General features: G+C 40.3%; 21 protein-coding genes. 14 read left to right on the top strand and 7 right to left on the bottom strand.

The window, feature by feature from the left end:
- Positions 1-12 precede the first annotated feature (12 nt).
- The 5 genes from FNH22_RS13615 to FNH22_RS13595 all read right to left on the bottom strand — a co-directional run bounded on the left by FNH22_RS13615 (position 13) and on the right by FNH22_RS13595 (position 5464).
- A complete protein-coding gene (locus tag FNH22_RS13615) occupies positions 13-672 on the bottom strand; it encodes a hypothetical protein (RefSeq protein ID WP_143398952.1) in 660 nt (219 codons plus the stop codon).
- Positions 669-1826: an aminotransferase class V-fold PLP-dependent enzyme gene (locus FNH22_RS13610; RefSeq protein ID WP_143398951.1), complete on the bottom strand. Its 1158-nt coding sequence runs from the start codon at positions 1824-1826 to the stop codon at positions 669-671. The genes FNH22_RS13615 and FNH22_RS13610 overlap by 4 nt, the downstream gene beginning before the upstream one ends.
- Positions 1827-2897, bottom strand: a complete 1071-nt coding sequence (locus tag FNH22_RS13605; RefSeq protein ID WP_143398950.1) for a DUF2652 domain-containing protein — start codon at positions 2895-2897, stop codon at positions 1827-1829.
- Positions 2894-3832 (bottom strand): hypothetical protein, encoded by a 939-nt coding sequence (locus tag FNH22_RS13600; RefSeq protein ID WP_143398949.1) that lies wholly within the window; start codon positions 3830-3832, stop codon positions 2894-2896. The genes FNH22_RS13605 and FNH22_RS13600 overlap by 4 nt, the downstream gene beginning before the upstream one ends.
- A 108-nt stretch (positions 3833-3940) precedes the next feature.
- On the bottom strand, positions 3941-5464 hold the full coding sequence (locus tag FNH22_RS13595) for a glycosyltransferase family 39 protein (RefSeq protein WP_143398948.1): 1524 nt from the start codon (positions 5462-5464) through the stop codon (positions 3941-3943).
- Between the two features lie 97 nt (positions 5465-5561).
- Between FNH22_RS13595 and FNH22_RS13590 the strand changes: the two genes are divergently transcribed.
- The 3 genes from FNH22_RS13590 to FNH22_RS13580 all read left to right on the top strand — a co-directional run bounded on the left by FNH22_RS13590 (position 5562) and on the right by FNH22_RS13580 (position 7873).
- A complete protein-coding gene (locus FNH22_RS13590; protein ID WP_143398947.1) occupies positions 5562-6719 on the top strand; it encodes a glycosyltransferase family 2 protein in 1158 nt (385 codons plus the stop codon).
- Position 6720: 1 nt separating this feature from the next.
- On the top strand, positions 6721-7398 hold the full coding sequence (locus FNH22_RS13585) for a class I SAM-dependent methyltransferase (protein ID WP_255518059.1): 678 nt from the start codon (positions 6721-6723) through the stop codon (positions 7396-7398).
- A gap of 190 nt (positions 7399-7588) precedes the next feature.
- Positions 7589-7873: a hypothetical protein gene (locus FNH22_RS13580; protein ID WP_143398945.1), complete on the top strand. Its 285-nt coding sequence runs from the start codon at positions 7589-7591 to the stop codon at positions 7871-7873.
- On the opposite strand, the gene FNH22_RS13575 is transcribed toward FNH22_RS13580, so the two are convergent.
- Positions 7856-8248, bottom strand: coding sequence for a VOC family protein (locus FNH22_RS13575; RefSeq protein ID WP_143398944.1), 393 nt, complete (start codon positions 8246-8248; stop codon positions 7856-7858). The two genes, FNH22_RS13580 and FNH22_RS13575, sit on opposite strands and share 18 nt — an antisense overlap.
- A gap of 202 nt (positions 8249-8450) precedes the next feature.
- Here FNH22_RS13575 and FNH22_RS13570 point away from each other — a divergent pair, with 202 nt between their 5' ends.
- From FNH22_RS13570 to FNH22_RS13540, 8 genes are all read left to right on the top strand, one after another.
- Positions 8451-10226, top strand: coding sequence for a chloride channel protein (locus FNH22_RS13570; protein ID WP_143398943.1), 1776 nt, complete (start codon positions 8451-8453; stop codon positions 10224-10226).
- Between the two features lie 636 nt (positions 10227-10862).
- Positions 10863-11354, top strand: coding sequence for a TlpA disulfide reductase family protein (locus FNH22_RS13565; RefSeq protein ID WP_143398942.1), 492 nt, complete (start codon positions 10863-10865; stop codon positions 11352-11354).
- 85 nt (positions 11355-11439) lie between these two features.
- Positions 11440-12054, top strand: a complete 615-nt coding sequence (locus FNH22_RS13560) for a thioredoxin family protein (protein WP_143398941.1) — start codon at positions 11440-11442, stop codon at positions 12052-12054.
- 73 nt (positions 12055-12127) lie between these two features.
- Positions 12128-12643 (top strand): DinB family protein, encoded by a 516-nt coding sequence (locus tag FNH22_RS13555; protein ID WP_143398940.1) that lies wholly within the window; start codon positions 12128-12130, stop codon positions 12641-12643.
- 45 nt (positions 12644-12688) lie between these two features.
- Positions 12689-13957 carry a D-alanyl-D-alanine carboxypeptidase/D-alanyl-D-alanine-endopeptidase gene (locus tag FNH22_RS13550; RefSeq protein ID WP_185154222.1) on the top strand — a complete coding sequence of 423 codons (1269 nt, stop codon included), beginning with the start codon at positions 12689-12691 and terminating at the stop codon, positions 13955-13957.
- Between the two features lie 61 nt (positions 13958-14018).
- Positions 14019-15101: a glycoside hydrolase family 3 protein gene (locus FNH22_RS13545; RefSeq protein WP_143398938.1), complete on the top strand. Its 1083-nt coding sequence runs from the start codon at positions 14019-14021 to the stop codon at positions 15099-15101.
- Between the two features lie 64 nt (positions 15102-15165).
- Complete coding sequence (locus FNH22_RS32030; protein WP_185154221.1) at positions 15166-15318, top strand: hypothetical protein; 153 nt, start codon at positions 15166-15168, stop codon at positions 15316-15318.
- 8 nt (positions 15319-15326) lie between these two features.
- The gene (locus tag FNH22_RS13540) at positions 15327-17501 is read left to right on the top strand and encodes a cytochrome c biogenesis protein CcdA (RefSeq protein WP_143398937.1); all 2175 of its coding nucleotides are present in this window, start codon (positions 15327-15329) and stop codon (positions 17499-17501) included.
- Positions 17502-17565: 64 nt separating this feature from the next.
- On the opposite strand, the gene FNH22_RS13535 is transcribed toward FNH22_RS13540, so the two are convergent.
- Positions 17566-18375, bottom strand: coding sequence for an SDR family oxidoreductase (locus FNH22_RS13535; protein WP_143398936.1), 810 nt, complete (start codon positions 18373-18375; stop codon positions 17566-17568).
- Between the two features lie 150 nt (positions 18376-18525).
- On the opposite strand from FNH22_RS13535, the gene FNH22_RS13530 reads away from it, so the two are divergent.
- From FNH22_RS13530 to FNH22_RS13520, 3 genes are all read left to right on the top strand, one after another.
- Entirely contained in the window at positions 18526-19818 is a 1293-nt protein-coding gene (locus FNH22_RS13530) for a peptidoglycan DD-metalloendopeptidase family protein (RefSeq protein WP_143398935.1), read from the top strand.
- Positions 19819-19922: 104 nt separating this feature from the next.
- Complete coding sequence (locus tag FNH22_RS13525; protein WP_185154220.1) at positions 19923-22190, top strand: patatin-like phospholipase family protein; 2268 nt, start codon at positions 19923-19925, stop codon at positions 22188-22190.
- A 359-nt stretch (positions 22191-22549) separates the two neighbouring features.
- Positions 22550-24562: an OmpA family protein gene (locus FNH22_RS13520; RefSeq protein ID WP_143398933.1), complete on the top strand. Its 2013-nt coding sequence runs from the start codon at positions 22550-22552 to the stop codon at positions 24560-24562.
- The last annotated feature ends 1 nt before the right edge of the window (position 24563 follow it).

Below are 24563 nucleotides of genomic sequence, written 5' to 3'. Positions count from 1 at the left end.
TACCGTCCATACTCAATTTTGAGAAGTACAGAAAGCGCCTCTTGTTATTTGTAATGTAATGATCTCAGGTTCAATGATCCCATTGACCACGGCCGGATCCGAGAGAATTACGTTGTTTAAAAGCTTGCCTTTCATTATCATAATACCCCCGTCATCATTGTCAAATAACCCTTCCCAGAGCACATTGCCGGTTTTTATAATTTGGTCAAGGTGGTCATCATGTTTGCGGAATAATTCAGGAGCATCCTGTATGTTAAATTTAGCAATATGTGTTGTATAATGGATAATCGTCAACTCCTCAGCTGGTGAAGAGGTATCATTTGGAGGACATAAATGGCCAGTGCGTTGTGTCAAAGGAAGCAGTTCAACATGATACAATCTGGTTTTGAGTACCGGGTTAGTGGATAACCATGTTTCAGCCTGTGCAACAGAATGTGTGTTTAACAAGTATAACTGCCTTTGGTCTTTCAGGTAGCCTGAAAGCAATAACTGTCCATTCCGGCTCAATTCGGCCTGATAGGCTTCATGTACTTTTTGGACACTGTCAAAAGACATAGTAGCCCGGTTGAACGACGCCGTATCGGGAGAGAACATGGCGAAAATAGATTTATCCTGGGCCATCAGGCTAACCTGCACTACTATGGACAGCATTATAGCCATCGTAATTTTCACCTGTTAAAGCTTTTGAGTACATGGGCTAATTTAAACAGATCTTCTTCCGTATTATAAAGGTGTGGCCCGACTCTGATGGCATCGCCACGTACTGAAACGTAGACACCGGCCTTGGATAAGGCTTCTTTCAATGCTCTTTCATCTACCGGGATTAAAGGACGTATACCAAATAAATGATTGCTTCTGTAATTAAGGTCTTCTACCCAAAACCCAGCTGCTTTTATATCTGATAGCACGGAGGTAGTGATGTTCTTACAATAGGTCTGTATATTTTCCGGTTTCCATTCGTTAAGCTTTTCAAGCGCTTTAAGAAGCATAGGCACTAATATGAAATTGCTTTGCTCTCCTACACCATAGCGAAGGGCATCTGTCCGATAGGTTTCCTGGTAGTTTACCAAACCTGCAAAATCCTCACTTCCTAACCGGTTGATCCAGTTTTCTTCTATGGGTACACCACTGTCAAAATAAGGTCCGTAATAGGCCAAACCAATACTGTACGGGCCTAGTAGCCATTTATATCCTGCACAGATGAGTGCGTCGGGTTGTAATTCCTGTATGTCAAAAGGTAAAGCACCCACGGATTGGGTACCATCTATGATCAGGAGCGCTTCAACATCACTTGAACGTCTTCTTATATCTTTCAAATTGAACAATGTGCCGTCTGCCCAGTGAACATGTCCCAGCGCTACTGCTTTGGTTCGGGTGTCAATACTTTCCTGTATACGTTCATTCCATATCTTGCCCCTTCCGTTCACCTCTTCAGGAGCTTGTACTACTCTTAATTCAGCCTTGTGTTGATGACATAGCTTTTGCCAGGAATAATAGTTACTGGGAAATTGTTCGCCAGTTACCACTATATTATCGCCATTCTCCAGTTTAATGTTTCTTACCACGTTGGCAATGCCATAAGAAACCGATGGAATAATTGCAATTCTTGAAACCTCTGATGTGTTAATAAGTTGGCCAAATTCTTTCCTTACCCTTTCCGTATGGTTAAAGAAATCGTCGGGATATATCGAAGTTGGGTCGGCCTTCCTCTTTAAATTGAGTATTCCTGCTTCTTCCACGCACTTCATTTGAGGAGACATATAGGCACAGTTGAGATAGGTAATGTCGTCCGGAAGTTGGAATTCGGGTTTTTGAGAAGTTAGCATTTACTTGGATTCACTTATTTTTTTTAATTGATGTAATACGATGCCCAGTTGCTTGCCAAATTTAAATTTGACCATAGCGCCAAAGATCCAACCTATGAATAGTTTTGGGAACAGATGTAACTCTACCCTGAGGTCCGTCTTATCATGTACGGGCTTCAGAATATAATATACAAATAACTGACGTATAAATGGCGTACCCATCACTTCTTCCCCATATACCAATGTACCTTCTTCAAACATATTGGTTACCGTCTGAAATTCGGCCTGTCCTACCGGGAACAGGCAAGTATGACGTGTTCCTACCCTGTTTACACGGTTTTCATCATATTCAAGCTTTTCCACACCTTTATTCCAGAGTAACCGTACATCCAGATTCATGATGAGCTGATACACTTCATCAACAGGACGGTTAATGGTTATCTTTCTTGTGAGGGGACGGTTCACTTTGGGTGGTAAAACCGGCTTTTGCGGCGCTGGAATTTCTTGCTTCAAATCTGTGATTATGGTGTAATAGTAGTTCACCTTGCCTATTTGAGGGTATTCGCAATTTCCTTGAGTAATTGGCCATGTTTCCCGGTGCTCTGAAATGAATCTTGAAGCATATTTTTCACTAAAAAGGATATACTCACGTGCTTCTACCTGATTTTTAAGTAGTCTATGACTGAGTACCACCTCTGCGCCAAAAGGTTTGGAGCGGTTTAATACAGTTGTAAAACCTATTTCTCCCTGGTGCACAATAAATTTCAAGGATAGGTCATTCACTGTGGTGCAGGCCCCGCATCGACAAATTCGCCTGGCTTCATACTCTTTTAAATGGGAATGAAAGGCGATAAACATTTGTTTGGCCTGCTCAAAAATGGCTGCTTCATCGGGTATATGGTTTTCCCGATAAAATAGAATAGCATCACCCTCTATTTCCGAGACTTTCATTTCCAGCTTATTGGATTTCACCAATATTTCTAACAGCTCAGAAATGATATGCTGGCTATGCTTGATCTCCGTTTCATTCACGAAACGTGTAAAACCGGTAATGTCAGGTATAAATATTAAAGAATCTGAATTGCTATTCAAAATCGCAGATCTAATGAATCCCTTAAATGGATATCAACTTTACTATTCTTAGCCCAATAAGGGGTGTAAAGACTTTTATTCAATTCCGCAGAAGTGGTGAGTGTTTTTCCTCCTGCTCCGTTGTATGTATCTTCCCAGCGTAGTATTTGATAAGGAAAAGCCTTCTGAAATGTAATGTTCAATGTACGTTTACTTTCCTTGAACTTCACCAGATACCGGAACGTATCATCGTTTTCCGAAAGTTCGGCAGACACGTTTTGTACTTCCAGTTCTTTATGTGTCAGGCGTGTATAAAAAAGGCCCGGTATCATTTGAAATTCGCCTGTCGGTAAAGTTTTATAGTCAATTCGTATCCGGTTGAAGATCTCATCTTCCATAAAGGCATGTTTCATAGTGAAGGTATTATCCCCTTCCTGTTCGAAATAGGAATAGGCGTTTACTTTATACTCGTCTTTGTTCAAATTCATTTGCGTGAAAACATGTCCGCACCATTCCTGTACGGATGTGGTAACTTTTAATGTTTTCGTATGATGATATGTATCTATAGGCGTGAATGATGACAGCATCATTGAATAAGGATAGATACCTGTGTTGAACTTCTTCGTATAATTAAGTTTCATAACGGATACATTGTCGCTACCCGCCTTGTCCGGATAATCCAGCTTTACCTGTTTGGAGTTCGAAAAAGGCTCTGTAACAAAGATGAGTACTGCATCTCCTTCATGAATTTCACCATAACGCGATTGCTTTAGCTTGTAAGAGCTGACTTCCGCTTTCCCGGTATACCAATACTGGCCAAATTCCTCATCTGCCACAGTAGACACCGATGGTGGTAAAGAAGTGCTATTGGCAGATTTTTGACAGCCATAAAAGGTTAGGGAAGAACCTATTATTATGCTGCCGATTGTGAATATGTAACGTATATTTTTATCCATAATCATTTAATAAATGTGTTTCTAGTTTACTTGTAACAAGCCATCTTGACAAAACATTCTTGAAATCACTGTCGTCAGGCTTACAATAAGCTGAAACACAATTTCAAGTTATCGGTTATAGTCGAAAAAGTAAGTTCTTCTTTTTTCAGGGCCTATATACTGGATCACCTTGAAACGGTCTTGATAGGTGTTAATGGCTTTCCCCAGACAACGTGGTGTAGTACTGAAACCCAGCTGATCAAAGACCACATAATCTACCTTGTGCCGGTTAAGTCCGTCAAGCAGGTCGTCGGGGTCCTCAGTATAGCGATAGTTGCACGACGGGTGTTTTGAAAAGAGGTAAAAAAGGTTAGGCTTTCTACTACACACCACTGCTCCTTCGGCAATGTTCGTTTTACTCCATTCAGCCAGCGCAAAAAATTCTGCCCATTGTGGAGAATAATTTTGCCTGGAGGCCTTACTTAATTCCTTAAGAGGAGAGATAAAGAAAAATATGAACACCAGCAAAAATAGTGGGTTGAATTGCACACGCTTTGTGTAGGACTTAGTAAGCTGATTGAGTAATTGATAAAGTCCTGCATAGAATGAGATAAGCAAAATCGGGATCACAGGTACCAGATATCTCGATGAAGAAAAATAATCAGGCCAAATGAATAAAATGAGTATGGTAAAACCCAGGTAGCCTCCTACCAATATACCGGTAGAAGACATTTTTTTAATGCCATAAATGACTATGGCCAAAAAGATCAACCCAATCAACCACTTGGTAACGGTGTTGGTAGTTTCATCTGACAGGTTTATTATGGGCATAATTGCTTCAGGCAATTCTATAGAAAAGATCCGCTGGAAATTGATGATGATCCTTTCCCATAGATCTACCGCGTCTATGTTACCTGACTCAGGGCGGTAATAGTTTTTGCGAAACATCACATTAAGCTGATTACTGCCTCCCATTTGATAGCTTCTGATCTGCCATGGAATAACTCCTAAAATAAACCCGCCAACGGCGGCAATCGAATGCCACCATTTTTTCCTGGTAAGAAAGTATACTACCACACCACCTAACAACGCGACACCAAAAGCACGCATATAAAAGCTGAAAACGATCAGCCCTACAACGATGAAAAAGTATGGGTCCCTGAAAAAAGGTTTCTCCAGTGACATTCTCGTTAAGATGGATAAGGCAAGCAGCGTAAAGAAAGCAAACGGCACTTCACTCATCATTACACTGGAATAGTAAAGTAAATTCGCATTCATCACTATAGCTACTGCTATAAATGCGGCAAGAATATCTTTTCCCGTAAGTCTTTTTATCATGAAATAAGAAAGAAGCCCTATTCCAAGCGTTAATAATCCGTTGAGGATTTTCATTACCTGCATGTCATCAGAGACAATCAGCATAACAATGGATAATAAAAAGGGGTACCCGGGAGGAAAGTGATTGTGAGGTGTTTGAGTAGGTGAAGCGTAATTAACAAATCCTTTGAATTCGGAAAGACCTTTGCCTAAGATGTAGTACGTAGCATTATCTCCTAATATGGCTATTTTCTCATCGTACGTGTTATAGTAAACAACGGTGAATACTACACATATCAATGTAAGGTATATCCATTCTCTTGTTTTCAGAATCACAGCTTTAATGAATTATTTCTTGGCAATTTAAATATAACTGGATTATGTTTTTCAAGTAGCATTGAACTTTTTAAGTTAGCTTCCTGAAATAAAATATATGAGTACTTTAGAATTATCAGTAGTAATGCCTTGCCTTAACGAAGAAGAAACGTTGGGCATCTGTATAGATAAGGCTAAGGGGTTTATGAGCCAAAACAATATTGATGGCGAAGTGATCATTGCCGACAATGGTAGCACTGACCGGTCTGTTGAAATAGCTGAATCGAAAAATGCCAGAGTAATACATGTAAAAGCTAAGGGATATGGAAATGCATTGAGAGGGGGGATTACTGCGTCAAAAGGAAAATATATCATCATGGGAGATGCAGATGACAGTTATGACTTCTCATCGCTGACACTATTCATTGAAAAGTTAAGGGAAGGTTACGGGTTGGTGATGGGGAATCGTTTTGAGGGGGGGATCATGGATGGAGCCATGCCTCCGGTACATCGTTATTTTGGTAATCCGGCACAGTCATTGGTGGGCCGGATGTTTTTTAAGATAGACATTGGAGATTTTAATTGTGGTCTTCGAGGCTTTTCCAGGGAAGCATTCGATCAGATGGAAACGCAAACCACAGGCATGGAATTCGCCTCTGAAGTAGTGGTGAAATCAGCGCTCATGGGTGTGACTATTACAGAGGTTCCTACTATGTTACATCCTGATGGCAGGAGTCGTCCGCCTCACTTAAGAACATGGAGGGATGGCTGGAGAAATTTACGGTTCTTTCTTATGTACAGTCCGGCATGGCTTTTTTTGTATCCGGGAGTTCTGCTCATGTTGTTCGGGAGTTTTATATCCGGTGCTATTCTTTTCAATGGTCATCTGCAAATAGGGCATGTCACACTTTCCGTGCATACGCTACTTTATTGCTCGGCTATGATAATCTTTGGATTTCAAGGAGTTCTGTTTTATGTACTGACGAAGATCTATGTTTATACACATGATCTATTTCCAATAAAGGGTAGTGTATTAAAGCTGTTAAAAGTTTTTTCTCTTGAAGCCGGTATTGTTTTAGGTTTACTGTTCAAGATACTCGGCCTTGTTTTATGGGGTGTTGCATTATATTCCTGGGGAGAAGTGGGCCTGGGCGACCTGAATGTGAGTAAAACTATGCGAGTAGCTATACCCTCGGTAAGCCTGCTGCTTTTTGGTAGTCAGATCCTACTGAATAGCTTCTTCATAAGTATACTTAGATTGAAAAAAGTTGACTAAAGTGCAATCTGCCACAGCAAAGAAAGACAACGCTTTTGCGAGAAAGCTGGTCAACTTTCATCAAAAGGCATCTCATTCTAATCGTATATCTATCCTTTCACGCCTTATAGCCCAGGAAGTAAAAGAGATTTCAGATATTGACGAAAAAACGAACTGCCTGGATGTGGGGTGTGGAGACATGGCCCTTGCAGAACTTGTTTATGCGCAACTTCCCAGCAGCGACTGGCAATGCATCGATGTCTTTGAACTTTCTGATGAGCTTAAGAAGAAGGAGCGTTGGAAAAAGTACAGCACATTCGACGGCCAAAATATCCCATTCCCGGATAAACAATTCAAGGCTGCCCTTTTCTGTGATGTTCTGCATCATGCAGATCATACCATTGATAGTTTGTTAAATGAGGCATCTCGCGTTGCTGATTACGTTATCATAAAAGACCATTTTGAGTATGGTTTTTTTTCACGCCAGTGGTTAAGGGTAATGGATTTTATTGGTAACTGGGGATATGGAGTTAATATTCCAAAAAGATATTTCAGTGAATACTATTTTAAAGACCTGTGCCACCGTCACGACCTGAAAATTGCAAAAATGAAGATCGGTATAAATCTGTATTCGCATCTTCCCTTTGTAAAATGGATTGCAAAACCGAAATGGCAATTTGTTGCTGTTTTGAAAACCTGATGGATCTATAAACCTTTGTTTCCATATTTCATTAGGTTGAATTACGCTTTATCGATTTGTAACTCGCTAAAAGTCTAATTTAATTGGAAAGATGGGCGGCGTATGATATATTAGTCGCTCTAGGATATGTTTTTGGTTTTCAGGTTACTACTGTCATTTTTTACCTATTTATTTTGAAAGGGCCCTTAGTGTGAATAAATCGCTTATATATAAAGGAATAGAGTTTGTGAGAATAAGTGACCTTCCTGAGGACCAGCAAACTCAAATCAGAAATATTGTTTCCGCTGATCTTGTGATCAAAATCAAAACAGACACAGAGCTATTTTCGGATTGCCTCCTGTATAAGGATTATAAACACTGGTTTGAAAGTATCTATACCAGGATGTCGCCGGCGGAAGAAGAGCCTAGTTCAAAAAAGCCACGTAAGATAGGGTTATTAGCGCGGTTGATCCACCGGCTACTCCCAAACACCTAGCGGTACTATTTCGAGGATGTTATTTTCATGGTCTTTGAAGTAGAAAGACTCTTGTCCTGATTTCCAAATCAAGCTATCTATTATTTCAATTCCTTTTTCTTTGATCTGTTCTTTGCAACTTTCGTAGTCCAGCTGAGTCACTTCAAAGGCATAATGCTGATTTCCTTCCGCGTAATGTGGAGGAGGAGAGACCTTATTCTTACTGTCTTTTGGGTTAAAGCAAAGCAATACGGATGCACCTACTCTGAAAAAAATATGTCGTTCAGCTATGTAACTGATCACCTCAAACCCAAGTTTTTCGTGATAGAATATTCTGGCGCCCTCCAGGTCATGAATATAAAGGCAGGTTTCTTTGATCTTGATTACTTCTTTCATGAATTCCAGCTAAATTAATGTGAGATCGTTTGAGAATTTGTCATTAAGATTAATGTATATGCTCAGGAAAACCTAGACCGTTTTTGCAAAACTTATGCGCGACTTTTAAAATCAAACTCTTTACGGCATTAAATAATAGATATATAAAATAAAGTTTATTCACTAATAGACTAAATTTGTCTCCTTTAGGTCAGTCCAAGGTGTGAAAATAGAAGAGCTACTCATTAAGTTCCTTATCTGGAGAATCAAGCATGTTAGTAACAAAACCTTTGTGCTTGTACTTTCAGGACTTATAGGGGCTATCTCAGGACTTGCAGCTGTTATATTAAAAGAAGCTGTTCATTTCCTGGAGAAGACACTCACCAGTGATTTTGATGTCAAATATGAGAACTATTTCTATATAGGGTTTCCCTTGATAGGAATACTCATTACTGTACTCATTTCGGAATTTATCTTTAAGGAAAGGCTAGGGCACGGTATTACACAAATACTTTATGACATCTCCAAAAGGTCAGGGGTGATTAGAAAATCCAGGATGTACTCGCGAATGCTGACCAGTGCCATTACCGTAGGCTTTGGAGGCTCAGTGGGTTTGGAGGCTCCTATTGTTGTCACCGGATCGGCTATTGGCTCCAACGTGGGACGGCTGATGCATATGAACTATAAGAAACGGACGCTACTTATAGGTTGTGGTGCAGCCGGAGCGATTTCAGCCATATTCAATTCACCCGTGGCAGGAGTTATCTTTAGCATGGAAGTCATCTTAGCGGATGTAACTATATCTATGTTCATTCCGCTTTTGATTTCTACTGTCACAGGCGCACTTATCTCACTGACGTTATTAGGTGATGACGTCCTGTTTTCATTCCGCCTGGTAGACAGCTTCAAGGCCTCGGAAACACCCTATTATATTTTACTGGGAATTATCTGTGGACTGGTATCCGTATACTTTACACGAGCTACTTACAAAATAGAATCCATGATCTCGAAAGTTAAAAATGCCATAGGACGAGCGCTGGTGGGAGGTATTTTGTTAGGGATCATTATTTTTGTGTTTCCACCCATATATGGGGAGGGGTATAGCACTATAAAACTATTGCTGGCAGGACGTGAAGAAGAGATATTCAACACCACTCTTTTCTTTGGTGAGATAGATAATGTATTTCTCCTGCTCATCTTCATTTTTGGCGTGTTACTTATTAAACCAGTAGCATCTGCCCTTACTATTGGAGCCGGAGGCAGTGGTGGAATATTTGCTCCTTCATTATTCCTGGGAGGTGTGACCGGCTTTTTGTTTGCTGCTTCTGCTAACGTTGCTTCCTTAGGAAAACTGAGTACCAGCAATTTTACGTTGGTAGGTATGTGTGGAGTAATGAGCGGCGTGTTATCAGCCCCTCTGACGGCCATATTCCTTATTGCCGAAATTACCAGTGGCTATGAATTGTTCGTTCCATTGATGCTAGTATCGGCCATATCCTATAGCACCAGTTCATTTTTTGAAAAACACTCTCTGTATACGAAACATCTTGTCGAACGTGGGGACCTGATCAAATATGATAAAGACCGACAAGTGTTAAGCCAGATCAATCTCTACAAAATAATTGAAAACGACTTACTTATTGTTCAACCTGAAGCTACTTTGGGAGAGTTGGTAGGATTAGTCAAGAAGTCAAAGCGTAATATTTTTCCTGTTGTGAATGATAAAGAGGAGCTGCTCGGAGTAGTGACATTAGATGATATAAGAGATATAATGTTTGATGCTGAGGCACAGGCGAACACACGTGTGAAAACGTTGATGAGCGCTCCACCGGCCAGCGTGCAGCCTCATGAAAATATGCAATCAGTGATGAGCAAGTTCCAAACCAGTGGAGCGTGGAATTTACCGGTAATTGAAGATGGTAAATACAAAGGGTTTTTATCTAAATCCAGAATTTTTAATACGTATAGAAATAAACTTATCAGCTATCAACAGGAGTAATCACCTTACTTCACAGGTCATTTTTAGTTTTTCTTAAAAAGAATATAAACAGTTTTGTAAAATCATTGGAAATGTCCGAAAAGTAGGCTAGTTTTTTGAGCATTAGGGAGTTGTCCACAAAGTGTACATTGAATTTTTGTCATTTAAAATACTGATAATCAACGATTTATGTATCAATGATTTCGGTCTGTGGAAAACTTTGTCAAATTGTGGAAAACTTTTCATTGACATTTTCAAATCTTTATTTTGTCTAATTGACTCCTTTTCTCAGAATCAGATAAGCTCGTTTGGAACGCAAATCTTACACGAATTTAGATATGTTTTTAGTATAGGTTTTTGAGGAAAAATTAACTTGAGTTAACGAGCTACATCTGTAATGGGCGTTATCTCTACTTTACTTAAGTTTTACCTCAATTTGAACTTAATATTAAGCCGTGATATACACTTCATTGGCACATGTATCAATTGAATTTCAGCAATATAAGAATAGTACAATTTTAATTCAGCCTTATATCATCACTTTTCTCGCACTTGTTCCTCCTTACAATTTAAAGACTTCATCCGTTAGAAAATCAGCCGCCTTTAAAAATTTTCGCTCAGAGTAAACCAAATGCTGGGTCTAAACGTATTGTTCATATGATAAAAAAAATCACATTTATTGCAGGGATATTCTTTGCAATGTTTTTCGATGTAAACGCCCAGGAATCCGTAGAGATCATAAAGTTTGACAGACTGGAATCGCTTATCAACGATAAGGAAGGAAAAGTAAAGATCATTAACTTCTGGGCTACCTGGTGCGGGCCATGCGTGAAAGAGCTACCACACTTTGAAGCTGCCCGTGAGGAGTTTTCAGGCAAGGTCTCGGTCAACCTGATAAGTCTGGACTTTGCCGATCAACTGAGTAAGGTCAATCGTTTTGTACAAAAAAAGGCGTTAAAATCAGACATTTACCTACTGGATGAAATAGACTATAACTCCTGGATAGACAAAGTAGATAAAAGCTGGACGGGAGCAATACCTGCTACACTTATCATCAATGAAAAAACCGGTGAAAGAAAATTCGTTGAAAGTGAGTTGGAAGAAAAGGAACTTTATAGCTTGATCCAGGATTTTCTGTCTAAGTCATGAGTTTAGTTTTCTTTTATGATTTACATGTGAAAGTTCTATTTGATATTACTTGAATTGATTTTTAAAAACCAAATTATCCAGATATATGAAAAAGCTTAGTCTCATCTTAACCGCATTTGCGTTCATTTTTACCTTTGCCGGCAAACCTGTAACAGAAGGTTATGAAGTGGGAGATACTGTAAAGGATTTTAAACTTAAATCTACCAGCGGCGCTATGGTCTCGATGGCTGATTTTGAGGAAGCAAAAGGGTTTATTGTGATATTTGATTGTAACACATGCCCCTATTCCAAAAAGTATCTGACCAGGATCAAGGCGCTTAATAAAAAGTATGCGGATGACGGGTATCCCGTCTTAGCCATCAATTCCAATGATCCTAAAAAGTCACCGGGAGATACTTATGACGAGATGATGAAGTATGCGAAGAAAAATAAGTACGCCCATGCATATTTGTACGATGCCGACCAGACGGTAGCTAAACGTTTTGGAGCGACTAATACTCCCCAGGTTTTTCTACTGTCCAAAAATTCAGGGAAGTATGTGGTAAATTACATTGGTGCTATTGACAATAATACCAGTGATGCCGCCGCCGCTGATAAAAAATATGTAGAAGATGCCGTAGAGGCTTTGCTCAAAGGAGAAAAACCACCTGTTACTAAAACAAAAGCGATTGGTTGCACAATAAAATGGAAAGCTTCTTAACAACTATTTAATAAAATCAGGATCAACCCGTCCGATACGCTAAGTCGGACGGGTTTTTTAGTTCATGTGCACTATGCTAAAGCCTACCGTTGACCATCTGCCGGAATTCTTTAAAAAATACATTGCTGGTATAGCGTATGATGACCTCATTCCAGCGCTGATCCAGAGTGGTAATGAAACCATTGACCTTTTCAAAACCATTCCGGAGACCTCCGGTGACTATCGCTATGCCGAAAATAAGTGGTCTGTTAAGGAAGTTATAAACCATATGATGGATGCTGAGCGTGTATTCTCTTACCGTGCATTGACTTTTTCAAGAGGAGACCGAACTGAACTGCCAGGTTTCGATGAAAACGCATGGACTCCTGCTGCAAATGCCGGCAGCCGGCATTTGTATAAACTCAGTGCGGAATATGCTAACCTCAGAGCCTCCACCGTTGACCTCTTTGGCAGTCTTACTGAAACTATGCTTAAAATGAGCGGTACCGCCAGTGGTGTTAAACTGGATGTGGTAACCCTGGGCTTTCTGATTGTAGGCCACGAGACCCATCATAGAAGAATACTGGAAGAGCGGTATTTTTCTAAGTGAGGTCAGTTTCGTAATTTTCCTCGGATGAGGATAACCGAGCTCTTATTGATCATTACGCTAGCAGGCTGTGTATCTGTTAAAAACAGGAATATAGTACGGCAGTTGGATCAATTAGGGGAGGATTTTCAGGAACATACAGGGTTTTACCTGATGGACCCTTCCACAAATGAAATATTAGTGGATTTTAACGGGGCCAGGTATTTTACTCCAGCCTCCAATACAAAAATATTTACGATGTATGCGGCTTTGGAACTATTGGGAGAATCCCTTCCGGGGCTTTACTATAAGCAAACCGGGGACAGTTTAATTTTTTGGGGTTCCGGGGATCCTGCCTTTTTATATCCTCTTTTACCTCAAGGCGGTGTTTTTCAATGGCTGTCAAATTCTTCCAAAAAGCTATACTATTCACCTTCAAATTTTTACGAAGACGCCTTTGGACCTGGCTGGGCGTGGGACGACTATAATTACACCTATTCAGTAGAACGTACCCCTTTTCCGATGTATGGCAACGCATTTGTATTGAAAAAGAAAGCTCAGGAAGCCTACCTGGATACAAATCAACCCTATTTCAAACGTCATGTGTGGTTGGGCGATTCTACACAAGAAGAGACCGTTATTGTACGTGATATTGGTACGAATAAAACAACGTACTTTCCGTCTGGTAACATGAAGGCCTTTGAGCATGAGATCCCATTCAGATATGATGATCACATGATCACAGCTATGCTGTCTGATACACTCAAAAAAGAAGTTGGACTGGTTTTTCGCCCGATCCCTGAAGATCATTCTGCAATTTTGAGTATTCCTACTGACAGTGCGCTCAAAGTGATGATGCAGGAAAGTGATAATTTTATAGCAGAACAGCTTTTGCTGGTGTGCAGCGGTGTATTAAACGATTCTTTGCAAACCGGTTCTACGATAGATCATGCCAAAGCTACGTTCATGAAAGATATGCCTGATACACCAATATGGCGGGATGGCTCTGGCTTGTCACGTTATAACCTGTTTACGCCCCGGTCAATTGTATGGTTGTGGCAGCAAATGCTTGTGCGTCACAGCAAAGAGCGATTATTCCCTTTATTGGCCACAGGGGGTAAAGCAGGCACCATTAAAAATTATTATAAAGCTGACCCACCTTATATTTTTGGAAAAACAGGGACATTAAGTAATAATCATGCACTGAGCGGATACCTGGTAGCAAAGAGTGGCAGGTTGCTGGTTTTTAGTTTTATGAATAGTAATTATACTACTGAATCATACCCGTTGAAAAAGCGGATGGAAAAGATCTTGTGGGAAGTACGGGAAAAATATTGATCACCAGGCATAGTTATTGAATACACAGAATCTTATGAGCTTTATGCTGTAATGTAACCCTATGAAAAACATCCTTTATATTATCTTACTGATCCTGCCTGGTCTGGCCAGTGCCCAAAACACCGATAGTCTTGACATTAAAATTGGCCAAATGATCATGGTGGGTTTTTCCAGCCAGACGATCACATCAAATGACCCTACCCTTAAGGAGATCAGAGAAGGCAAAGTGGGTGGTGTGGTCCTTTTTGAAAAGAACATCCAAAACCGTAATTCCTATATTGGTCTTAAACAACTTACATGGGCGTTGCAATCTGCTTCGCCAGAGCCACTATTTGTGGCTCTTGACCATGAAGGAGGCAAGGTGAACCGTCTTAAGGAGAAATACAAATTTCCTAAAACGGTATCTGCCAAATACCTCGGAGAGTTGGGCAATATGGATTCTATTCGGTTTTATGGAGAAATATACGCTTCAACACTGGCCGGATTGGGTTTCAATGTAAACTTTGCACCGGTAGTAGATTTGGCCATTAATAAAGATAATCCTGTTATTCATAAGATAGAACGATCTTACAGTGATGACCCGGATAAAATGGTTTTGTTTGCTGAACAAATGATTGAGTCGCATGATCGCTACGGGGTAGTTTCAGTTTTGAAGCATTTTCCTGGTCACGGTAGTTCGCATGCTGACACTCATCTGGGCATTGCCGACGTAACACCCTATTGGCAGTCTAAGGAAATCATGCCTTACCGTATTCTCATTGATAAAAAACAAGTGCAGGCAGTGATGACAGCGCACATCGTAAATAAGCGACTCGATAAGCGAGGACTTCCCGGGACATTGTCAAAGCCTATTGTGACTGGTTTATTGCGTGACAGCTTGAACTTTAACGGAGTTGTATTTTCTGACGATATGCAAATGCATGCCATTACCAAATACTATGGCCTGGAAAAAGCGATCAAGCTTTCGATCCAGGCTGGTGTGGATGTCTTGATATTTTCTAATAACATACCAAACAGCGATGAACGGACAGTAGATGCCGTGCACCGTATTGTGAGGCAGCTGGTTGAGTCTGGAGAACTTTCTACCGGACGTATAGATGCATCGTATCGACGGATTAAGAGGCTTAAAGCCGGCTTATATTGAGTGTAGCACAAATGATTTTATAAGATTGGCTTAATGTAACTGTAAATACCTTAATATTCGTTTAATGAATGGAATTAGAAGTTTTGTCATAATGACCATAAAGCCAGGGAGTTTTAATATCTATGTCGCAGATTATACAAGGATAGGAAATAACCCGGGCGGAGGTGGCGATCTTGATGCCATTTCCATTAGCTTTGACGCCACTTTTATATTTTAAGTTAGATCATGTTTAGAACAGCAAGATACCTGGTTTTAAGTATTACTTTACTGATTTGTATTACTTCGTCATTTTCTCAGATCCTTGAGCCTTCCAAATGGACGCATGAAGTCAGCAAGACGGATGTAAAGATCGGTGAAGAGGTGGAACTGATCTTCACAGCTACCATAGACAAAAACTGGTACCTCTATTCTTCGGATTTTGACCCCGACTGCGGGCCTATGGTAACTACTTTTACATTTGAAAGTAATGATACCTACGAACTCGTAGGTGAACTGCGTGCTATTAATCCTGTTGAAAAATACGATGATGTATTTGAGTGTAACGTCCGTACATTCAAAAAGACCGGTCAGTTCAAGCAGACCATTAAAATACTTAAAGCTAACCCTGTCATAGTGGGGAACTATGAGTTCCAGGTATGTTCTGATATTGATGGTAAGTGCATTCCGTTTGATTATGACTTCGAGTTCTCCTCTTTTAAAGTGAATATCGGATCAGAAAAAAAAAAAGATGAACCAAAGCCGGCACCCAAAAAAGCAGAAGAACCTACGCCTACCGTAAAAAAAAAATCGGAAAAAGCCGAGGTTGTTGCTGAAGAAAAGGATACATCTCTGCAGAATAACGCCTATGATACACAAAACAGCGCTGACAATGGACAAGCTGACATTAAAGAAAGTGCCGAAAGGACAGATTACAGTAATGTAGTAAATGAGGGGCCTATTCTGGACCCGGATCTTATTATTGAAGACCCCAAAGACAAGTCCATTATCCTGTTTATGATCTTTGCCTTTGTAGGAGGACTTGCCGCTCTACTGACTCCTTGCGTTTTTCCAATGATCCCCATGACGGTAACTTATTTTACCGGCAAGGTGAAAGGTAAAAGCCAGGCCATCATTTATGGATTGTCCATTATTCTCATTTATACTGTTATAGGCTCAGCTCTTGCACCGCTCATGGGGCCGGAAACCGCTAACCACTTGTCTACGGAATGGGTACCTAACCTGATCTTTTTTACGGTTTTTATAGTATTTGCTTTATCCTTCTTTGGATTGTTTGAGATCACACTGCCTAGTGGGTTTGTTAACCAAATGGATCAAAAAGCAGATCGTGGTGGCCTGATAGGCGTGTTTTTTATGGCATTTACACTTGTATTGGTCTCATTTTCATGTACAGGGCCTATTGTAGGGAGTATTCTGGTGGCTTCTGCCGGAGGAGAAGTACTGAAACCCATTCTGGGTATGTTCTCCTTTTCACTGGCATTTGCTGTTCCTTTCACACTAATCGCCATATTTCCTGGCTGGTTAAGCTCATTGCCAAAGTCGGGAGGGTGGTTAAATTCAGTGAAAGTAGTGTTGGGATTTATCGAATTGGCGCTGGCATTTAAGTTTCTCAGCATTGCAGACCAGGCTTTTCACTGGGGCATTTTGGATCGTGATCTGAATATAGCTATCTGGATCGTGATCTTTACATTAATGGGTTTCTATCTATTAGGCAAAATCAAATTGCCACATGATAGCCCACTTCAGTCTGTAAGTGTATTAAGGCTGATGTTTGCCATAGCCACTTTTACCTTTGTGATTTACCTTATTCCAGGCCTCTGGGGCGCGCCTCTAAAAGCATTAGCAGGGTATTTGCCTCCAATGTACACACACGACTTTGACTTGATCTCTACTAACCGTCAGGAAGATAAAGGATATGATATATGTGACACCCCTAAGTATGCTGACTTTCTGCACTTGCCACACGGGCTGAAGGGGTATTTTGATTATGATCAGGCGCTGGCATGCGCACGAGCTCAGGGGAAGCCACTTTTTATAGATTTTACGGGCCACGGATGTACCAATTGTCGTGAGATGGAGGCCGTGGTATGGTCTCATCCGGATGTGCTTAGAAGGTTGAAGGAAGACTATGTGATAGTAGCACTATATGTAGATGATAAAACAGATCTTCCAGAGTCAGACTGGTATACCTCAAGCTATGATAGCAAGGTAAAAAAGACCATTGGCAAACAAAATGCAGACCTTCAAATCCGTCGTCTTAATAATAATGCACAACCTTTTTACATTTTGTTAGGGGCAGATGAAAAAGTGCTGGTAAGTCCTGTGGCTTATGATAAGGAGGTGGATAATTTTATCCGATTTTTGGATAAAGGGTTAGATAAATATCGAGAGTTGTATAAGTGAGGTAATACCAAAAACCGGTATTGACCACTACTGGAAGGGGTTGATTTGACGAATTTATAGTGTATTAACGTTGCAGGTCCTCCATGGGGTCCGCGTGCAAAAAGGTATAGCCCAAAGCTCGTTTTAATTTTTCGGAACTAATTACTTTATATCCTGAAGCCTTATCTGTAAAAGTAGGTGCCCCTACTCCCAGGTGATGAGCGGCTTTCGTATAAAACACTTTCCTTATGGGGTGTTCATCGGCACAGGCATTGAACGTTTCTCCCCAGCATTCATCTTCAATGATCCGGAGAATGATATTAACACAATCTTCCTGATGTATTAGATTCACAGGGTTTTCGGCTCCACTGAGTTCACGTTTTGCAGCGAGGAACCTACCCGGGTGACGCTCTGGGCCGTAAAGACCTGCAAAACGTAAAATTGTCGTTCCAAAACTGCCCTCATGTCTGAACATATCTTCAATAGCCAGCATAGTGACCCCACTGTGTGAAGAGGTGATGTAGGCCGCATCACTTTCAACGGCTATTTTACCCGAATTAGGATAAACGGACGTAGTACTTATGAAAACTACTTTACGGACATTGGAAGTTTTAATTTGACCGATAAGCCTTTTAATTCGATTTTCATAATTACCTGATGAAGGAGGTACGGTGATGACCAATATATCACAGGTTAAAAAACCTGGGGGTATATTTTTTTTGAGATCTATTATAAAGGGCTGAATTCCAGCATCTTTAATTTTTTTTAATTTCTCAGAAGTGGTTGTGGAGCCACTAATAGTATAGGCTCCTGTTTTAATTAATTGCTTTGCCAGCGGCATACCTAGCCATCCGCATCCTAATACACTAATATTTTTTTTATTTAACTCACTCATTATCAATTATTTAAATGCTTTCAGTGAAAGTTAAGTGTGAAATTGATCATCAATTTTAGCATTTTTCTACGGTAAAGTGTATAATTACATACGTTTTAGGCATTTTTTGCCTGTTTCGACTTTAACCAACTTAATTATTTAAAACCAACCATGTCTAAAAAACATCTGGGCCTCGTCATCGCGGCTATTTTTTCAGTGGGTTTTTATTTCATGCTTCCTTTATTCGACCACGAACCCGCACCCATTATGGAAGTGGTTGTTGTAGAGCAAGATACTACAGTTGTAATTAAGCCAGAACCCAAGCGGCTTTACGGACTAGTAGTAGACTCTATGGTAGTGATTGAAGATAAAATCAAAAGAAACCAAAATATTTCGGAGATCCTTACGGCGCATAATGTATCGCATCAGGCAATCTTTGAGTTAGCAAATGTATCCAAGGACGTTTTCGATGTTCGTAAGATGGTAGCCAATAAAAAATACATTTTGATCTGTGATCCTGATTCGTTTAAAACGGTCAAAGCATTTGTTTATGAACATAACCCTACCGAATATGTTGTTTTTAACTTACAGGATACGATCAGTGTAGAGAAGAAGCAAAAAGAAATAACGATAATAGAAAAGGGTGTCTCCGGAGTAATAGAATCCAATCTTTCCAATACAATGGAGGCGTTAGGATTGTCTCATCAGCTTACGAATGATTTTGTGGACGTTTTTGCCTGGCAGGTTGATTTTTTTCGTTTGCAAAAAGGAGATAGATTTAAGCTGATCTATGAGGACCATTTGGTAGAAGGACAATCCATAGGTTCAGGTAAAATAAAATCTATTTATTTCGAACATTTCGGCAATGCTTTTTATGGGTTCCATTATGATCAGGGCGATGGTATTGACTATTTTGACGAGGACGGAAAAAGCCTTAGAAAAGCGTTGTTAAAGTACCCGCTGGATTTTACAAGAATTAGTTCTCGTTACTCGGGGAATAGATTTCACCCTGTGCAGAAACGTTGGAAAGCACATCGTGGTACAGATTTTGCCGCCCCTAAAGGCACACCCATTCGTTCAGTGGGGGATGGTATAGTGATAGCAGCCCGTTATCATAAATACAACGGTAATTTTGTTAAGATCAAGCATAACAGTACCTATACCACACAATATTTGCATATGTCCAAGATCAAATCCGGTATTCGTCCCGGCATGAAGGTCAAACAGGAAGATGTGATCGGCTATGTAGGAAGCACAGGTCTCGCCAAAGGCAACCATCTCTGTTATCGTTTCTGGAAAAATGGCGTACAAATTGATGCCTTGCGGGTAGAGTTACCTCCCTCGGCGCCTATAACGGATGAAAACCGTGAGGAATTCGAAGTAAAACGTGATGTCATGATGGCACAATTGGAAGCTATTCCATTTCCTCAGGAGGAAGAGACCATATTGGCGAGTATTAAATAAAAGAAATTCAGCATATTCCGGGAGGCAGGGCAATATTTGTCTTGCCTTTTTTGTTTAGCTTTAATGGATAACGACAGCGTTTGTAAATGTTAAAGCTTTTTTTCTTGTTTTCAGCAACCCTGCTGTCATGGCAAGTAACGGCACAAAAGGTCGGACTGGTGTTAAGTGGAGGTGGTGCCAAAGGCTTGGCACATTTAGGAGTGATCAAAGCGTTAGAAGAAAATGATGTGCCTATAGATTACCTGGTAGGTACTTCAATGGGGGGAATTATTGCCGGATGCTACGCCGCTGGTTATTCGGCAGCTGAAATAGAAGAAATCATACTTTCTGCTGACTTTCAACGGTGGGTTAATGGTGAGTTTGAAAAGGGGTTTAACTTCTATTATAGCAAAGAAGATCCCACATCGGCAATTCTATCTCTGCAACTTTCGTTGGATTCTACTTTTAATGCGTCTGTAACTTCTACCATAGCAGAGGATCTCGCGTTAAATTTTGCTTTAGCCGAGAAATTTGCAATACAGTCAGCCAAGGCAGGTTACAATTTCGATAGCCTTTTGGTTCCTGTCAGAATTATTGCCTCGGAAATTTTTACTCAGCACGAAGAGATTATTAAAAAGGGCTCATTGGGAGGAGCTTTGCGCGCTACGCTTTCAGTGCCTTTTTTCTATAAGCCGATCCGGTTTAACGGAAAATATTTATTTGATGGAGGCATTTATAATAATTTTCCGGTAGATATAGCCCTTAAAGAGTTCAACCCGGATGTCGTGATCGGTTCGAATGTCTCTTCTAAAATTTTCAATGAATATCCCTATGAGAGTGATGATAAGCTTATCAATAAGTCACTATTGTTTATGATCCTGGATAAATCTGACCCGGACCTGATACCCGAATCCGGGATATATGTGGAACCGGACCTGGCAGGCTATACCACGTTTGACTTTAACAAAGCCCGATCACTGATCGATAGCGGATATACAGCTACCATGGCCAAAATGAAGGAGATCTTTACCAAAGTCTCTTCCAGAAGAACGTTGCCTGAGCTTGAAAAAAGACGTCAGGATTTCAAGAATGGACAACAGCCGCTTAGCTTTTCTTCCATTGACTTTCATGGTTTTAATTCCAGGCAACGGCGTTATATACGCCACTTGTTCAAAAAAAAACCTGACCAGCATCTGACATTTGAGCAGATTAAAAAAGGATATTTTAAATTGATGTCAGAGGACTATTTTCGTACGATATATCCTGAAATGCTGTTCAATCATGAAGAGAACGCTTATGGGTTACATTTGTACGGTAGACCTGAAAATAACTTTAATGTAAGCATAGGTGGGGCAATAGCTACCCGTAATATAAGTCAGATTTTTTTAGGACTGGAGCATTATCATTTTGATAATTACTTGCTAAAGAATAGCCTGAATTTTCAAGCCGGCGGATTTTACAAATCCATTCAGTTAAGAACAAGACTGAGTTTGCCTGCGCTGGGTCAGTTTTTTATAGAATCCGAACTCACTTTTAACAGTTGGGATTTTTTATCGGCCGATGATATTTTAAGCACAAGCCAATCCCCTACCGTTTTAGATAGAATTGACAGGAAATATGGGTTGAATATTGGCTTCCCACTAGGGGCTAAGTTCCGTGCAGTACTCAATGGAGCATGGATAAACAACCAGGATAAATTCAGCAACTTCAATAATTTCACTTCTACGGACACATTAGACCGATTGAAACTGGATGGCCTTAGGTTCGGATTGATTGTGGATAGGAACAATTTAAACTATAAACAGTATCCGAATGAAGGAAAATCATTCAAAATGGCAATAGACTTTTTTAACATTTCCGAAGAGTACAGGCCTGGCTCTACTTCTGAAAGCCCGGAACAATCCAATGACCACCAGTGGTTCAGGTTGCGGGCTGATCTGGAACAATATATTAGAAAAGGGAAATACAGTACAGGTTATTATCTGGGAGGTGTATTTTCAAACCAACCTTTTTTTAGCAACCGCATGGCCACCTTAACCAATGCATCTGCACTTCAACCGCTTCAGGATAGCCAAACTTTATTTCTTCAGAACTTCCGTGGACATAACTTCCTTTCTGCGGGGATTAGAAATGTTTTTTCCATACGGTCAAAACTTGATTTTAGAGCTGAAGTATATGCCTTTAAAGGTTTCGAATCGTTAGAAGACCCTGAAAACTTTGAGGTTTTCGGTGATTTTGATAAGGTGTTTCTATCCGGAACGGCCGGATTGGTATTTCGCAGTCCTGCGGGGCCTGTTAGCTTAAGTATAAATTATTATGATGACAATGAAACACAATTGGGCGTCTTGATCCATGCTGGTTTTCTTTTATTCAATAAAAGGTCTTTAGAATAATGGCGTGGATGAATTCAGACAGGAAAAGTTATCTTCATTTTTATTAAAGTATATTCCAAATGAAAATATGTTAAAAGGGGCTAAAAAAAGTACATGAGATGAACTGTGAATTTACTAGGTTTATGGTAAGCTTTGGATTTATAAAAGCGGATGACTTACTTGATACATCAACTGAATTTTTTACAAACACCTGAAAATCAAGGCCTAAATTGGGTTTTTGTTTATCCTAAAAATAGATTCCAGGTCATATTCTATCTGAATTGGCCAACACTACTGGATTTCAAGCCCCTAACTTGGAATCAATATGTTTTTTTGATTATGTTTACTTTTAAGTTCAGCTATTTATATTACTAAATTATATGAAGAAAATTTTAATCCTTTCGGCATTGATTATCATGACCTTGTCGGCCTACGCACAGACTGTTCAGTGGGCTACAAAAGTGATAGATTTTTCGTCTGAACTTACACCAGTTCAGTACTCTGCTAAGCAGCTTCTTGGTAAGCCTAATGTGCTGCCAGCTGGAGGAGAAAACCCTAATGCCTGGACGCCTGAACGTGCGAATAAAAAAGAATTTGTTAAAGTTGGTTTTGATAATCCCATTCAAATACGCCAAATAGCGATTGCTGAATCGTATAATCCCAGCGCCATTTTTAAGGTGTTTGCCTATGATGAATCCGATAAAGAATACCTGGTCAACACTTTCAGTCCGAGGACAATCCCTTTGAAAGGGAGGATGCAAAATGTCTTTATGGAAGAGACACCCTATAAAGTAGCAGCCATTAAAATAGAATTTGACGGTGCTGCCGTTCCGGAGTATTATAGTGTGGATGCCATAGCCATCTCGGACTCGGATATTCCTATCATCGCCCAGATCGACTTACCTGAATACCTGAGCCCGGAACTTTCGAAAGAACGACTAAGTGAAAATGTAAATAGCGAGTATCGCGAAATGAAGCCGCTTTTATCTCCCGATGGTAAGACATTGTATTTCTCGAGACGAAACCATCCGGGCAATGTCGGCGGTGTTAAGGATAATGAAGATATCTGGTTTTCTGAAAAGGACGAAAACGGTGAGTGGAAGTTGGCTCAGAACATTGGTGAGACGCTTAATAATGCCGGGCCTAACTTCGTAAGTTCGGTAACCCCGGATGGCAAGGCCGTTTTAATGGTATTGGGGAATCAATATTTGGAAAATGGTAAAATGGCCGCCGGTATAAGTATAAGCTCTAACGCCAGTGGAAGCTGGTCTAAACCATCGGCATTGATTATTGAAAATGATTACAACTATTCGGAAAAAGCCAACTTTTTCTTAGCCAATAACCGCAAAGTACTCATCATGTCAGTAATGCGGGAAGATTCCAACGGAGGACGTGACCTGTACGTGAGCTTTGTAGAAGATGACAGCACGTGGACGGAGCCACTGAATTTATCAGCTAAAGTAAATACCGCCGGAGAAGAATCATCACCTTTCCTGGCAGCGGATGATAAAACATTATATTTTTCTTCCGATGGCTACAGTGGGTTTGGCGGTAGTGATATATACATTTCCAAAAGACTTGACGATACCTGGACGAACTGGTCGACTCCTGAGAACCTGGGGCCTACCATCAATTCTCAATATGAAGACCTGTTCTTTAATATTCCCGGGAACAGTGATTTTGCCTACTACTCTCAAGGGGTTAGTGACGATGACATGGACATTTTCCGCGTGGCTATGCCAGTATTTAAACGTCCCGATCCTGTTATCCTGGTCAAAGGCAAGCTGTTGGATTCTAAAACAGGAGAGCCCATTGAAGCTAAGATCATCTATGAAAGATTATCTGATGGAAAAGAAATTGGTGTTACCTCAACCAACGCTCAAACAGGCGAATATGAACTGCTACTACCTGCAGGTGAAAAGTATGGTATAAGAGCTGAATCTGAAGGGTATATGGCGCAAAATGAAAACATTGATCTTACAGGAATTACAGAAAGTGGTGAAAGACAGATCTCGCAACGTGACTTATACCTGGTGCCCATAGAGAAAGAAGCTACTGTAGTTTTAAACAATGTTTTCTTTGATTTCGATAAAAGTATATTGAAAAAAGAATCCTACCCTGAATTAAATCGAGTGGCTGATCTGATGCTGAAAAGAAAAGAACTTAACATTGAAATAGCCGGGCATACGGATAACACAGGGCCCGAACCTTATAACCTGGGATTATCACAAAGAAGAGCCAAAGCGGTAGTAGATTATTTAATTGGCAAGGGAATTGATGGTAAGAGACTAAACACCAAGTATTTTGGAGAAGCTCAACCCACTGCGGACAATGAATCACGTGAAGGTAGACGAAAAAACAGAAGGGTAGAATTCAAAATACTTAGTGAGTAAA

Source organism: Fulvivirga sp. M361 (assembly GCF_007097395.1).
Taxonomy (GTDB): Bacteria; Bacteroidota; Bacteroidia; order Cytophagales; family Cyclobacteriaceae; genus Fulvivirga.
This window is presented reverse-complemented; position numbering and strand designations above follow the sequence as displayed.